Source organism: Pseudomonadota bacterium (assembly GCA_037200975.1).
Taxonomy (GTDB): Bacteria; Pseudomonadota; Gammaproteobacteria; order Steroidobacterales; family Steroidobacteraceae; genus CADEED01.
On record JBBCGI010000001.1, the window covers coordinates 4523200 to 4535809 of the forward strand.

Annotated in this window: 12 protein-coding genes; 8 read left to right on the forward strand and 4 right to left on the reverse strand. The window is 64.4% G+C overall.

The annotated features are described in order from the left end of the window. Position 1: 1 nt before the first annotated feature. Positions 2-841, reverse strand: a complete 840-nt coding sequence (locus WDO72_20355) for a class III extradiol dioxygenase subunit beta (GenBank protein ID MEJ0088026.1) — start codon at positions 839-841, stop codon at positions 2-4. Further along, the gene (gene ligA, locus WDO72_20360; GenBank protein MEJ0088027.1) at positions 841-1227 is read right to left on the reverse strand and encodes a protocatechuate 4,5-dioxygenase subunit alpha; all 387 of its coding nucleotides are present in this window, start codon (positions 1225-1227) and stop codon (positions 841-843) included. Before ligA ends, WDO72_20355 begins: the two co-directional genes overlap by 1 nt. 140 nt (positions 1228-1367) lie before the next feature. Between ligA and WDO72_20365 the strand changes: the two genes are divergently transcribed. From WDO72_20365 to WDO72_20395, 7 genes are read left to right on the forward strand one after another with little or no spacing between them, the layout of a single operon-like run. After that, complete coding sequence (locus WDO72_20365) at positions 1368-2453, forward strand: 4-oxalomesaconate tautomerase (GenBank protein ID MEJ0088028.1); 1086 nt, start codon at positions 1368-1370, stop codon at positions 2451-2453. Next, complete coding sequence (locus tag WDO72_20370) at positions 2450-3154, forward strand: 4-carboxy-4-hydroxy-2-oxoadipate aldolase/oxaloacetate decarboxylase (GenBank protein MEJ0088029.1); 705 nt, start codon at positions 2450-2452, stop codon at positions 3152-3154. Before WDO72_20365 ends, WDO72_20370 begins: the two co-directional genes overlap by 4 nt. Next, positions 3151-4032, forward strand: coding sequence for an amidohydrolase family protein (locus WDO72_20375; GenBank protein ID MEJ0088030.1), 882 nt, complete (start codon positions 3151-3153; stop codon positions 4030-4032). The genes WDO72_20370 and WDO72_20375 overlap by 4 nt, the downstream gene beginning before the upstream one ends. A 5-nt stretch (positions 4033-4037) precedes the next feature. Further along, positions 4038-4919, forward strand: a complete 882-nt coding sequence (locus WDO72_20380) for a DUF1932 domain-containing protein (protein ID MEJ0088031.1) — start codon at positions 4038-4040, stop codon at positions 4917-4919. After that, the gene (locus WDO72_20385) at positions 4916-5920 is read left to right on the forward strand and encodes an amidohydrolase family protein (protein ID MEJ0088032.1); all 1005 of its coding nucleotides are present in this window, start codon (positions 4916-4918) and stop codon (positions 5918-5920) included. Before WDO72_20380 ends, WDO72_20385 begins: the two co-directional genes overlap by 4 nt. Before the next feature lies 1 nt (position 5921). Continuing rightward, positions 5922-6914, forward strand: coding sequence for an aldo/keto reductase (locus WDO72_20390; GenBank protein ID MEJ0088033.1), 993 nt, complete (start codon positions 5922-5924; stop codon positions 6912-6914). A 28-nt stretch (positions 6915-6942) separates the two neighbouring features. Next, positions 6943-8031, forward strand: a complete 1089-nt coding sequence (locus WDO72_20395; protein MEJ0088034.1) for a fatty acid desaturase — start codon at positions 6943-6945, stop codon at positions 8029-8031. A gap of 137 nt (positions 8032-8168) precedes the next feature. Here WDO72_20395 and WDO72_20400 read toward each other — a convergent pair whose 3' ends face one another. Both WDO72_20400 and WDO72_20405 read right to left on the reverse strand, forming a co-directional pair. Further along, positions 8169-8849: a YoaK family protein gene (locus WDO72_20400; GenBank protein MEJ0088035.1), complete on the reverse strand. Its 681-nt coding sequence runs from the start codon at positions 8847-8849 to the stop codon at positions 8169-8171. Further along, positions 8846-9787: a LysR family transcriptional regulator gene (locus tag WDO72_20405; GenBank protein MEJ0088036.1), complete on the reverse strand. Its 942-nt coding sequence runs from the start codon at positions 9785-9787 to the stop codon at positions 8846-8848. Before WDO72_20405 ends, WDO72_20400 begins: the two co-directional genes overlap by 4 nt. A gap of 194 nt (positions 9788-9981) precedes the next feature. On the opposite strand from WDO72_20405, the gene WDO72_20410 reads away from it, so the two are divergent. Continuing rightward, a complete protein-coding gene (locus tag WDO72_20410) occupies positions 9982-12537 on the forward strand; it encodes a TonB-dependent receptor (GenBank protein MEJ0088037.1) in 2556 nt (851 codons plus the stop codon). Positions 12538-12610: the final 73 nt, after the last annotated feature.

The window sequence follows — 12610 nt, forward strand, 5'->3', positions numbered from 1 at the left end:
TCTATTGAACATCCAGGCACAGCAGGCCCGACGCGGTGTTGGAGGTGGGCACGTGATAGAAGCGGAATGCTTCGCGCACCTTGCTGCCGACGGCGCCGCGCATCACCAGCCACATCACCATCTCGATGCCTTCGGAGCCGGACTCGCGCATGTACTGCGTGTGCGAAATCTTCGTGAGGCGCTCGGGATCGCTGACCATGCCGTCGAGGAAATCGTTGTCGAACTCGCGATTGACGAACCCTGCGCGCTCACCCTGCAACTGGTGCGACATGCCGCCCGTGCCGTAGACGACCACGCGCAGGTCTTCCGGAAAACTCGCCACCGCCTTGGCGATCGCGGCCCCCAGCTTGAAGCAGCGCAGGCCGGTGGGCGGCGGGTACTGCACGACGTTCACGCACAGCGGCACGACCTTGAAAGGCCATTCCGCCGGCTGACCACAGGTCACCGACAGCGGCACTGTGAGGCCATGATCCACCGGCATCTCGTTCGCGATGGTCATGTCGAATTCGTCGAGGATCAGCGACTCGGCCAGGTGCCAGGCGAACTTCGGGTGGCCGATCACCTTGGGCACGGGCCGGGGGCCGAAGCCTTCGTCGGCCACCGGAAAGGATTCGGCCACGCCTAACAGGAACGTGGGGATGATCTGCAAAGAGAACGCATTGGCGTGATCGTTGTAGACCAGGATGGCGACGTCCGGTTTGAGTTTTGCGAGCCAGTCGCGTGCCGGCGCGGTGCCGGAAAAGTAGGGCGCCCAGTACGGATTGCCCGCGGTGCCTTTGTCGAGCGCGGCGCCGATCGCGGGGACGTGCGAGCAGGCGATTCCAGCCACGATGCGAGCCACTAGCGCGGCTCCTTGTAGAGATTGCCTTCCGGAGCGCGGCCGCCCGCGAGCATCATCTTCGCGTACTCGTCCTTCGGCATGCCGCACATCATGCCGGCGACGTCCTGGAAGGTGAGGCCGTCGCAGAACGCGATCTTGATCGTGTAATAGATGTTGCCGCCGACCTTGAGCATCCCTAACCAGTCGCGCTTGAGCACGGTCTCGCGTTGTTCGGCCGTCAGCGGAAACCGGTCGAGGTACAAGGCCTCGTTCGCCTTGAACGCCGCACGGTTCTCCGGCTGGTTCAGCGACATGCAGAACTGGTTGAGCTGGTAACCCACACGGCCGCGCTCGGAGTCGTACACGTAGGTGCCCGGAATGTCTTCGTAGTCGCGCGGTGCGCTCATGCAGATCTCGTGTGGGAAAGTTCTCCGACAGCATGCCCGCGGGGCATTTTTGCAAACTCGATGATGGCGGAAATCATTTCGATTTCGAGCGCAACGTCCCGTGTCGTCATGCGCTGTTAGTATAGGCGCCGGAAACCCCTATGCAGCGTCCGATCCCCTGTTGGTTCATGCGTGGCGGCACCTCACGGGGCCCGTTCTTCCGCGCCTCCGATCTGCCATCCGACATCGTCGCGCGCGATCGCGTGCTGCTCGCCGTCATGGGCTCGCCCGATGTCCGGCAGATCGACGGCCTGGGTGGCGCGGACCCGCTCACCAGCAAGGCGGGCATCGTGAAACCCGGCACCGGCGACATCGACCTCGAATTTCTGTTTGCCCAGGTGTCTATCAAGGACGCTTCCGTGGACACCACTCCGAATTGCGGCAACATGCTCGCCGCGGTCGTGCCCTTTGCGATCGAGAGCGGCATGGTGAAGGCGGGCGAGGACGTGACGACGTTGCGGGTGCTCACGCTCAACACCGATACGTTGTGCGACATTGAAGTGCAGACGCCGGGTGGCCGCGTGGAATATGCCGGCGACGCGCGCATCGACGGCGTTCCCGGCACGGCCGCGCCCATCAACATCACGTTTCTGGATACCGCGGGCTCGGTGTGCGGCGCGCTGTTTCCCACCGGCAATCACCTCGATCGCATCGATGGCCTGGCCGTGACCTGCATCGACAACGGCATGCCGGTGGTCATCATGCTCGCCACCGATCTTGGCGTAACCGGTTACGAGTCGCGCGATGAGCTCAACGCGAACGACGCTCTCAAGAAGCGCATCGAATCGATCCGCCTCGCCGCCGGTCCTCTCATGAAGTTGGGCGACGTCACGCACAAGGTGGTGCCCAAGATGTGCCTGGTGGCCGCGCCGCGTGCGGGCGGCCACATCTGCACGCGAACTTTTATCCCGCACACCTGCCATTCCGCCGTCGGCGTGCTGGGTGCGGTGACGGTGGCGACCGCGGCGGTGACGCCGGGCACGGTCGCGCGGCGCATCGCGCGCGTGGCGCCGGGGCCGAACAAGCTGATCTCGGTCGAACACCCGAGCGGCGAGTTCACGGTCGCACTCGAGATGAATGCGCATCATCCGGACGAAGTGGCGCGCGCGTCATTGCTGCGCACCGCCCGGCTCATCATGCGCGGCGAAGTATTGATCCCCGATGGAGTCTGGACAGGTGAATCATGATCGGTAAATCCGGCGTGGCAGTGCGCCACATCCAGCGTGCCCCGGCCGCCGCGGTCGTGCAACTGGCGAAACTCGGCGTCGCGACCGTCCACGAGGCCATGGCGCGTGTCGGCCTGCTGGCGCCGTACATGCGGCCTATCTACCCGGGCGCGCGGGTGTGCGGCCCGGCGGTCACCGTGCTCGGGCATCCGGGCGATAACTGGATGCTGCACGTCGCGGCCGAGCTGTTGCAGCAGGGCGACGTGGTGGTGATGGGTTTGTCGTCCGCCAACGCCGACGGAATGTTTGGCGACCTGCTGGCGACGTCGTTCCGCGCGCGCGGCGCGCTCGGCCTGGTAATCGACGCCAGCGTGCGCGACACGGCCGAGTTGCGCGAAATGCAGTTCCCCGTCTGGTCGAAGCAGGTGAATGCCAAGGGCACGATCAAGGCGACGGTGGGTTCGGTGAACACGCCCATCCTGTGTGCCGGGGCGCTGGTGAATCCGGGAGATGTCATCGTCGGCGATGACGACGGCCTGGTCGTGGTGCCGGCCGCGCAGGCCGCCGACGTTGCCCAGGCCGCGCAGGCACGCGAAGCCAAGGAAACGGCCATGCGCGCCCGCCTCAAGGCCGGAGAATTGGGCCTCGATATCTATGACATGCGCGCGAAACTCGCCGCGGCCGGCCTCAAGTACTACGACAAGCCCGAAGACGTGAAGTGAGCGTCGATCCGAACAAGAGTTGTTTGCCGCCGGACCCGAACCCGGCGACGCCGCGGATCGAGTTGCCGCCGGGTGCCTGCGATGCTCACTGCCACGTGTTCGGCCCGGCGTCGCGGTTTCCCTACGCCGCAGATCGCAGTTACACGCCGCCCGATGCGCCGGTCGGGAATCTGCGCCGCCTGCACGCCACTCTCGGCATCTCGCGCGCGGTCATCGTGCATGCGAGTTGTCACGGCAGCGAGATGGACGTCACGCTCGATGCGATCGCGTCGAGCGGTGGCCAGTATCGCGGCGTGGCGGTCGTCAGGGATTCCGTCAGCGACGCGGAGCTGGCGCGCCTGCATGCCGGTGGCATCCGCGGCATCCGCTTCAATTTCGTCAAACACCTGGGCGGCGTGCCGGACCTCGCCGTGTTCTACCGGCTGCTGGCGAGGATCAAGCCGCTGGGCTGGCACGTCGTGCTGCATTTCGATGCCGGAGATCTGCTCGAGCAGCGTGAATTGCTGGCGCGCATCGACGTGCCGTTCATCATCGATCACATGGGGCGCGTGAAGGCGGCGGAGGGGCTAACGCAGCAGCCGTTTCAGTCGCTGCTCGCGCTGTATCGAAGCAACCCTCTGGCGTGGATCAAGATCTGCGGAGCCGAGCGCGTCTCGGCCGGCAAACGTCCATTTCGCGATGCGTTGCCATTTGCCCAGGCGCTGCTGGAGATCGACGCGAGCCGGCTGCTGTGGGGAACGGATTGGCCGCATCCGAACATCACCAAAGACATGCCGAACGATGGTGAACTGGTCGACTTGTTAGGCGAGATGTGCCCGGACGAAGCGGTGCGCGCGCGTATCCTGGTCGACAACCCGACGCGTCTGTACTGGAGCTGAAGCACATGGCGGTGCGCATCGGATTTCTCGGGTTCGGCGAAGTCGGGCAGCGTTTCGCGTTCGACCTGCGTGCGGCGGATGCGGATCGCGCGATCGCCATGTTCGACCTGCAGCTGCAGCAGGCGGTGGGCGACGGGTTGCGACGGTATGCCGATGCGCGTGGCATCGCGACGTGCGCGGATGCGGCGGCATTGGCCGGCTCCGCGGATCTCATCTTCAGTGCCGTCACCGCGGATCAGACCGTCGCGGCGGCCCGTTCGTTGTGCTCGCGGCCGCTCGACAATGCCTGGGTGATCGACGTGAATTCCGCGGCGCCCGCCGCCAAGATCGAATGCGCTGCGCTGGTGGCCGCCGCGGGCGGGCGTTATGTCGAAGCGGCGGTGATGACGTCGGTGCCGCCGCACGGCATTCGAGTGCCCATGTTGTTAGGCGGTGCGCACGCCGCCGAATGTGAGCGGGTGATGCGCGAGCTCGGCTTCGTCGCGCAGACGGTTTCGGCGGATCTCGGCATCGCCTCGGCGATCAAGTTGTGCCGCAGCGTCGTCATCAAGGGGCTGGAATCGCTGGTCATCGAAAGTTTCACCGCTGCGCGCGTGTTGGGCGTCGAGCAGCAGGTGCTCGCGTCACTGGCCGAGACCTATCCGCAGTTCGACTGGGAGCAGCAGGGCGACTACCTGTTCTCGCGCGTGATCCAGCACGGCAAGCGGCGCGCCGAGGAAATGCGCGCCAGCGCCGCGATGCTCGATGCGACGGCCGTGGGCGGCGTGTTGGCCGCGGCGATCGCGCAGCGCCAGGCCCAGGTGGCGCAATTGCGTGCTGCCGGCATGTTCGACGATCCCACCGTCATGAAACCCTGGCGCGAACGCGCAGATGAGATGTCCCCATGATCATCGACTGCCACGGGCACTACACGACCGCACCCGAGCCGCTCAACGTCTGGCGCAAGCAGCAGACCGAAGCGCTGAAGACGCCGGCACTCACGCCCGCCAAGGGCAGAGTCACGATCAGCGACGATCAGATCCGCGACTCGCTCGAAAATGCGCAGCTCAAGCTGCAGCGCTCGCGCGGCACGGACGTCACCATCTTCTCGCCGCGCGCCAGCGCGATGGGCCATCACCTCGGTAACGAAACCACCAGCAAACACTGGAGCGAGCATTGCAACGAGCTGATCCATCGTGTCTGCACGCTCTACCCGGATAATTTCATCGGCGTGTGCCAGTTGCCGCAGTCCCCCGGTGTGGATCCGCGCGGCGTGATCCCCGAGCTCGAGCGCTGCATCAACGAGTTCGGTTTCGTCGGCTGCAATCTCAATCCCGATCCTTCCGGCGGCAAATTCTCGGAACCGCCGCTGACGGACAAGTGGTGGTACCCGGTGTACGAGAAGCTCTGCGAGCTCGACGTGCCCGCCATGGTGCACGTCAGCCAGTCCTGCAACCCGGCATTCCACTCGACCGGCTCGTACTATCTATCCGCCGACACCGTGGCGTTCATGCAGCTGATGACTTCCGACCTGTTCAAGGATTTCCCGACGCTGCGCCTCATCATCCCGCACGGCGGCGGTGCGGTGCCTTTCCATTGGGGCCGCTTCCGCGGCATTGCGCAGGACATGAAACGTCCGCCTCTCCCTGAGCTCATGAGCAACAACGTCTTCTTTGATACCTGCGTCTATCACCAGCCCGGCATCGACCTGCTGCTCAAGGTCGTGCCCATCGACAACATCCTGTTCGCCTCGGAGATGGTCGGGGCAGTCCGCGGCATCGACCCCGAAACCGGCCACTACTACGACGACACCAAGCGCTACATCGACGGCTCGTCGCTGTCGGCGGCGGACAAGCACAAGATATTCGAGGGTAATATCCGCCGCGTGTTTCCCCGTTTGAAGATCTGACATGCACACACGGAAGCTCGGCGCCTACGACGTGACCGCGGTCAGCTTCGGCTGCATGAACCTCTCGCACGCCTACGGGCCGCCGCAGCCGCGCGAAGTGTCCGAGCACGTATTGCGCCTCGCGCTCGATCTTGGCGTCACGCATTTCGATACCGCCGCCCTCTACGGATTCGGCGCCAACGAAAAGCTGGTCGGGGACGTGTTCGCGAAGCGCCCAGACCACATCATCATCGCGAGCAAATGCGGCCTGTTCGGCCGCGACGGCCAGCGCGTGATCGACGGCCGGCCCGAAGCCATCCGCGCCACCTGCGAGGAATCGCTGCGCAACCTGCGTACCGATCGCATCGACTTGTACTATTTACATCGCTGGGACAAGCGCATTCCCATCGAGGACTCCGTCGGCGCGCTGGCCGATCTCAAACGCGCCGGCAAGATCCGCGCGATCGGGCTCTCCGAGGTGGGCGCCGCGAGTCTGCGCCGCGCCCACGCGGTGCATCCCATTGCAGCGCTGCAGTCCGAATACTCGCTGTGGACGCGTAATCCCGAGATCGCGGTGCTCGAAGAGTGCCGGCGGCTCGGCATCACACTGGTCGCCTTTTCGCCGCTCGGACGCGGATTCCTCGCCGGAACGATGCAAAGTCCCGCCGAGCTCTTCGAGGGCGACATCCGGCGCACGATGCCGCGGTTCCAGCACCCGCATTTCGATGAAAACAGCCGCCAGCTCGCGCCCATGGACGACATCGCGGCGCGCCTCGGCTGTTCGCGCGCCCAGCTGGCGCTGGCCTGGGTGCTGTCGCGGGGGGATAACGTAATCGTTATCCCGGGCACCACGAAAGTGACGCACCTCGAGGAAAACTGTGGTGCGGACGCGATTCGTCTTGATGCCGCAACGATTGCTCAACTCGACGCGATGTCGCCCCCAGGGAAGGCCTCGGGTGCCCGATATCCACCTGCGACGCAGGTCGAAAATGACACCGAAGATTTTGGTTCTTAGCGCTTGAATCGTATAGGCTTGCGAGCCTATGACTGAACCCGCCAAGCCCGTGTCCAAAGGTTCCGACGCCCGCAAAACCGTTCGTGTCGCCATGCAGGAATATCTGCGCCGCGACGCCGTCCGGCCCGTGCTGCGTTTGTTGCTGGATCTCGTATTCCTTGCCGTCTGCATCGCGGGCGCGTGCTACTTCAGTTCCTGGTGGGCCAAGGCCCTGATGGTCGTGCCGGCTTCGGTCGCCATCGCAAGGTTGTTTGTCATCGGCCACGACGCCTGCCATGGCAGCTACACGCGTTACGACTGGCTCAACAAGATCGTCGGGCGTATCGCGTTCCTGCCGTCGCTCACGCCGTTCTCGCTCTGGGACGTGGGCCACAATGTCGCCCATCACGGTTTCACCAACCTCAAAGGCCGCGACCAGGTCTGGGTGCCGATGTCGGTGGAAGAGTGGAATGCCGCCTCGAAACTCCGCCGCGGCCTCGAGCGCATCTATCGCTCGGGTTTTGGCCAGGGTCTCTACTACCTCATCGAGATGTGGTGGAAGAAACTGATCCTCCCGTCGAAGAAACATGTCGGCGTGCGCCGCGCGATCTTCCTGTGGGACAACGCGCTCGTGTTAAGCGTCGGCGCGGTCTGGATCACGGGCCTCGTGTTGTGGGCTTTATTCGGCAACCACTCCGTGACGATCACGCTGCTGTGCGGCTTCGTCATTCCGTTCCTCGCCTTCAACTGCATCATGGGCTGGGTGATCTACGTCCAGCACACGCACCCGGAAGTCGCCTGGTTCGACCGCCGCGACGAATGGCAGGCCAAGTTCGGCTTCGTCACCACCACCATCAACGTGGTCGTGCCAAAGACACTGGGCCAGATGCTGCACGACATTCTCGAGCATGGCGCCCACCACGTGAACACCGGCGTGCCGCTGTATCGCCTGCGCGCCGCGCAGGCCGCGCTGAAGAGCGCCGTGCCACAGCTGGCGCGCGTGCACGTGCTCAACTGGAAGCGTTACTGGGCGACCGTGCGTACCTGCAAGCTGTACGACTACGCCAATCACCGCTGGATGGATTTCAAAGGCCGCGTAACGGCATCGCCGTTGTTCCCGGAGCCGACGCCAGCTTGAGACTGCCTTGAAGGCCTCGCACAGAGGTCCTGACTTCTATACGACGCGCCGGCCCTGAGCCGGCGTATTCGTTTCGGGCGCCTGCTTTCGGATCGAGCGCTCAGTTCCTCTGTCGCGCGTGGGTTCCAGCCGGTTGCTCATCCCGCTCTTACCGACGGCGGGCGAGAGCGCCGCCAATACAGCAGACAGGCCAGCGCCATCGCGGCCGTCAGTGTTGCTGGCGCGATCAGCGTCTCGAAGCGATATGCGCTGAAGCCGAGCGCGCCGAACACGCCGCCGAGAATGAAGCCCGCGATAAGAGTGAAGTACAGCAGCACGCGCCGGTTCTCTACGCGTTGCCCACGCAGCCAAAGTCCCAGCGTCACGCCGAGATCGGTGAACAGTCCAGTGACGTGTGTGGTCCGCACCACCGCGCCGCTGAACGTACTCGTCATCGCGTTCTGCAATCCACATGCGCCCGACGCCAGGTAGTGGCCCAGCAGCGAGCCGCGATTGAGGAACACGATTGCGGACAGCAGCAGTGCGGATTCCGCCAGCAGCGCCAGGCTGTAGCGGCGGCCGAGCTTCAGCGATTCGCCGCCTATCACGAAGCCGCTGACGACCGCGCCCACGACGAAGCTCAGCAGGATCAACGCCAGGTGGATCACCGCCGGTTCGTTGCCGGCCGCCAGCTCGACGCCTAGCAACGTGGAACTGCCGGACAGATGAGAGACACCCTGGTGATTGAAGCCGCGCAGCGCGATCGCGTTGACGCTGCCGGCGACCAGGGCGAGAAAGAACCCGCCGATCTCGACCCACCTGGGTAATTTGTTGATCAAACGCGCGGCGACTCCGTGCTTTCGCGGGCGATGCGCACGATCAGCTCGCGCAGCCAGGTGTGCGCTGGGTCTGGCTCATGCCGTTTGTGCCACAGCAGCACTTCCTGCGTGGGCGGCACCTCGAAAGGCAGCGGCAAAATCTTGATCGGCAGCTCGGGCAGGTAGAGGCGCGCCACGCGCTCCGGCAGGGTCGCCGCCAGTGTCGAACCGGGCAGCGCCAGCGGCAGCTGCAACAGGCTCGCCAAAGTCATGTGAACCTTGAGATCGATGTTGAGCAGGTGCCGCACGAGCTGGTCCGCGCTGCCGGTGTACCCGCCCGGCCGGCCGAACATGTGGCGCAACGGGATGTATTCCTCGATGGTGAGCGAATCCTTCACCGTCGGGTGGTCGACGCTCACCGCGCACACCCAGGTCACGGGGCGCAACGCCATCGAGCGGATGCTCTCTGGATAGGCGCGCAGATCGAACAGCTGCAGGTTTTCGAGACACAGACACAGGTCGGCTTCACCGTATTCGAGCCGCGACAGCGCGGTCGGCGAGATCATCTCGATGTGCACGTCGAGCTCGGGCGATTCGTGCGACAAGGTGCGCAGCAGGGCGGGCATGACGCCCGGCACCGCTTCCTCGGACATGATCACGGTGAACTCGCGGCGTGCCGTCTTCGGATCGAAGACCGGCTGCGTGCCGACCATCACCTGGATGCGCAGCAGCGCTTCGCGCACCGGCTCCAGTAGTGAGGAGCCGCGCGGAGTGAGCTCCATCTCGCGACCGACGCGCACCAGCAGCTGATCGTTGAAGTATTCGCGTAGTTTGTGCAGCGCGGCGCTCATCGCGGGTTGTGAGACGAACACACGTTCGGCAGCGCGCGTGACGTTCTTCTCGCGCAACAGTGCATCCAGCGCGACAAGGAGGTTCAGATCGAAGCGGTTGAGTTGCATGACGCACGTGATCATAGCCGTTCACGGCAGCCTTACGGGGCTTCCCGGCGAGTTGAGGGGATATTCCGCGTGGGTGGAGTCCCGCCAATTGCATTGCGCTCTCATGCGGCCACGAGGGGACTGTGGCGTTGATGCGTCAGCGCTGCGCGCTCCCAAGGGGAAGCCATTCAAACCTGGCCGAGAGGGAGTTCGCAATGAACGAGCCACGAGATCCATTCGCCCTGATGAGCCGCAATCCACTGTCCCTGGCCGTAGCCATGGCGCTCACGGTCGCGGCAGCGAGCGTACAGGCGCAGACCGCAAAACCCGCTGGCGCCGAGGAGGGCGGCCTCGAAGAGATCACCGTCACCGCGCGATTCATCCAGGAAAACCTGCAGGAAACGCCGCTCGCGATCACCGCGATCACGGCCGAGGAGCTGAGCTCCCGCGGCCTCAATTCCGCATACGAAGTGGCTTACACCGTCCCCAATGCCTCGCTGCGGCCGGCCGCGGCCGCCTTCGGCGCCTCGATGTCCGCCTACATCCGTGGCATCGGCCAGTACGATTTCCTGCCCGAATTCGAGCCGGGCGTAGCTATCTACTTCGACGATGTGCTGCACCCGGTGACCTTCGCTTCGAGCATCGACCTGATGGACCTCGAGCGCGTCGAAGTGCTGCGCGGCCCGCAGGGTACGTTGTTCGGGCGCGGTTCGATCGGCGGCGCCATCCGTTACATCAGCAAGGCGCCACAGGGTGACGAGACCGGCAACGTCTCCGTCACGTACGGCGACTTCAACCGCGTCGACATCCGCGCGAGCTACGACTTCAAGTTGTCGGACACGGTGTTTGCGCGCGTCTCCGGCGTCTCGAAGAAACGCGAGGGTTATCAGACCGTCTACGACTTCGCCTGCCGCAACCCCCTGTTGGCCGGCTACGGCGATGGCCTCGCCGCCGATGGTTCCGATGACGGCACGGCGCCGGACGTCGTAACGCCGGGCAGCGCCGCGGACAATGCCTTCGCGATCCCGCGCCGGACGCAGAATCGCGATTCGAAGTGCAAGGTCGGCACGCAGGGTGGCCAGGACGTCACCGGAGCACGCGCCGCGCTGCGCTTTGCGCCCAGCGACAAGTTCGACTTCACGCTCACCGCCGAATACATGGACGACAACTCCGAAGCGCGCGCGGATACGCTCGTGCACATCGGCCGTCCACCGGGTGCGACCACACTGCCGGTGCCGTTCAATTTCTGGAGCGACGCCCAGGTCGCGCGGACCGGCGTGCCGTTCGACGACCGCTTCGTGCCGGACGACATCTACACGAGCTACGCCACGTACCAAGACCCCGTGACCGGCTTCACCGCCAATCCGAAGGCCTCGTTCGAGCAGGATGCGCTGAGCGCGAAGGCCAACATCCAGCTCTCCGACAACCTGCTGCTGGAAGTGATCGGGTCGTACGCCAAATTTACCGGTGCTTTCGCCACCGATTCCGACCAGTCGCCATTCAGCGTGCAGCTGGTCGACGGCATTCAGACGGTCGACTCCAAGACGGCGGAAGTGCGGTTGTCAGGTCACGCGGCGGACAAGCTGGACTGGACCGTCGGCGCGTTCTGGTACCAGGGAGACTTCACGAATGCGCAGCAGGTTTCGATTCCGGCATTCGTTCCCACTGCCTTGCTGGTGAACGGCAAGAACACCACCAGCTCGGAAAATCTCTCGGCCTTTGCGAATGGTGTATTCCATGTCACCGACAGGTTTTCGCTGTCGGCCGGCCTGCGCTATTCCACCGACAAGAAGGATGAGGAGTTCGACAACTCCATCGTCATCACCTCGCTGGACACGGACGAAAATCACTTCGACTGGAAGTTTGGCGCGGACTTCAAGATCACCGACTCGATGCTGGTTTATGCCTCGGCGGCGACCAGCTATCGTCCCCAGGCATTCAATCCGCGGCCATTCCAGGTGACCCAGTTCGTCGGCGTGGACGGCGAGGAAGCGACTTCGTACGAGCTCGGCTTCAAGAGCGACTGGTTGGACAACCGCCTGCGCGTGAACCTTGCCGGGTTCTACGTCGACTACAACCAGCGCATCCTGCCGGTCGGCGGTACGGAGTGCCTGGCCAACTCCGACGGCGAGTACATCAATCTGGTGCCGCCCGGTACGCCCGGCTCCGTGCAGGACTCCCTCGGGCAGACCTGTACCTCCACGACCTCGCGCACCTATTACAACAATATCCCGGCCACCATCACCGGTGCGGAGCTGGAAGTTCAGTTTGTACCGGTCGAGGGGCTCACGCTCAGTGGTCAGTACGGCTACACGGATTTCCAGGGCGACGAATTCGACAACCCGGGACTGCTGGGAAATCCCAACGTGACGCGCATCACCAGCGACAACCCTGTCTACGTGCCGACGGACAACTGGAGCCTTTCGGTCGCGTACAAGCGAGAGGTCGGCGGCTTCGGCAGCATCACGCCGCGGCTCGATTACTACGGTCAGAGCGAGATCTGCTTCGGCATCCGCACCAACGTCTCCGTGACCACGATCGACACGACCGTGGAGCAGGCGTGTGCGCAGGGCTACGAGATGCTCAACGCCCGCATCGAGTGGGCGAGCCCCAATGACACCTGGCGCGTGGCGCTCGGCGCGACCAACCTGACGGAAGAAAAGTACTACCTGAACAAGTTCGATCTGTCCGCGTTCGGCCAACCGACCGTCGAAGGTCAGCCGGGTGCGCCGCGCGAGTGGTACCTGCAGCTGACGCGCAACTTCAACTGAAGCCGGCGCGACTCGGGTAGAGAATGGGGGCGCGTCGTTTCGACGCGCCCTTTTTCGTTCACGGCGGAGAGCT

What these genes read in the sequence shown, in the direction of transcription:
- ligA (MEJ0088027.1), bottom strand. Translation starts at nt 1,227, where the DNA reads ATGAGCGCACCGCGCGACTACGAAGACATTCCGGGCACCTACGTGTAC.
- WDO72_20365 (MEJ0088028.1), top strand. Translation starts at nt 1,368, where the DNA reads ATGCAGCGTCCGATCCCCTGTTGGTTCATGCGTGGCGGCACCTCACGG.
- WDO72_20370 (MEJ0088029.1), top strand. Translation starts at nt 2,450, where the DNA reads ATGATCGGTAAATCCGGCGTGGCAGTGCGCCACATCCAGCGTGCCCCG.
- WDO72_20380 (MEJ0088031.1), top strand. Translation starts at nt 4,038, where the DNA reads ATGGCGGTGCGCATCGGATTTCTCGGGTTCGGCGAAGTCGGGCAGCGT.
- WDO72_20385 (MEJ0088032.1), top strand. Translation starts at nt 4,916, where the DNA reads ATGATCATCGACTGCCACGGGCACTACACGACCGCACCCGAGCCGCTC.
- WDO72_20390 (MEJ0088033.1), top strand. Translation starts at nt 5,922, where the DNA reads ATGCACACACGGAAGCTCGGCGCCTACGACGTGACCGCGGTCAGCTTC.
- WDO72_20395 (MEJ0088034.1), top strand. Translation starts at nt 6,943, where the DNA reads ATGACTGAACCCGCCAAGCCCGTGTCCAAAGGTTCCGACGCCCGCAAA.
- WDO72_20405 (MEJ0088036.1), bottom strand. Translation starts at nt 9,787, where the DNA reads ATGCAACTCAACCGCTTCGATCTGAACCTCCTTGTCGCGCTGGATGCA.
- WDO72_20410 (MEJ0088037.1), top strand. Translation starts at nt 9,982, where the DNA reads ATGAACGAGCCACGAGATCCATTCGCCCTGATGAGCCGCAATCCACTG.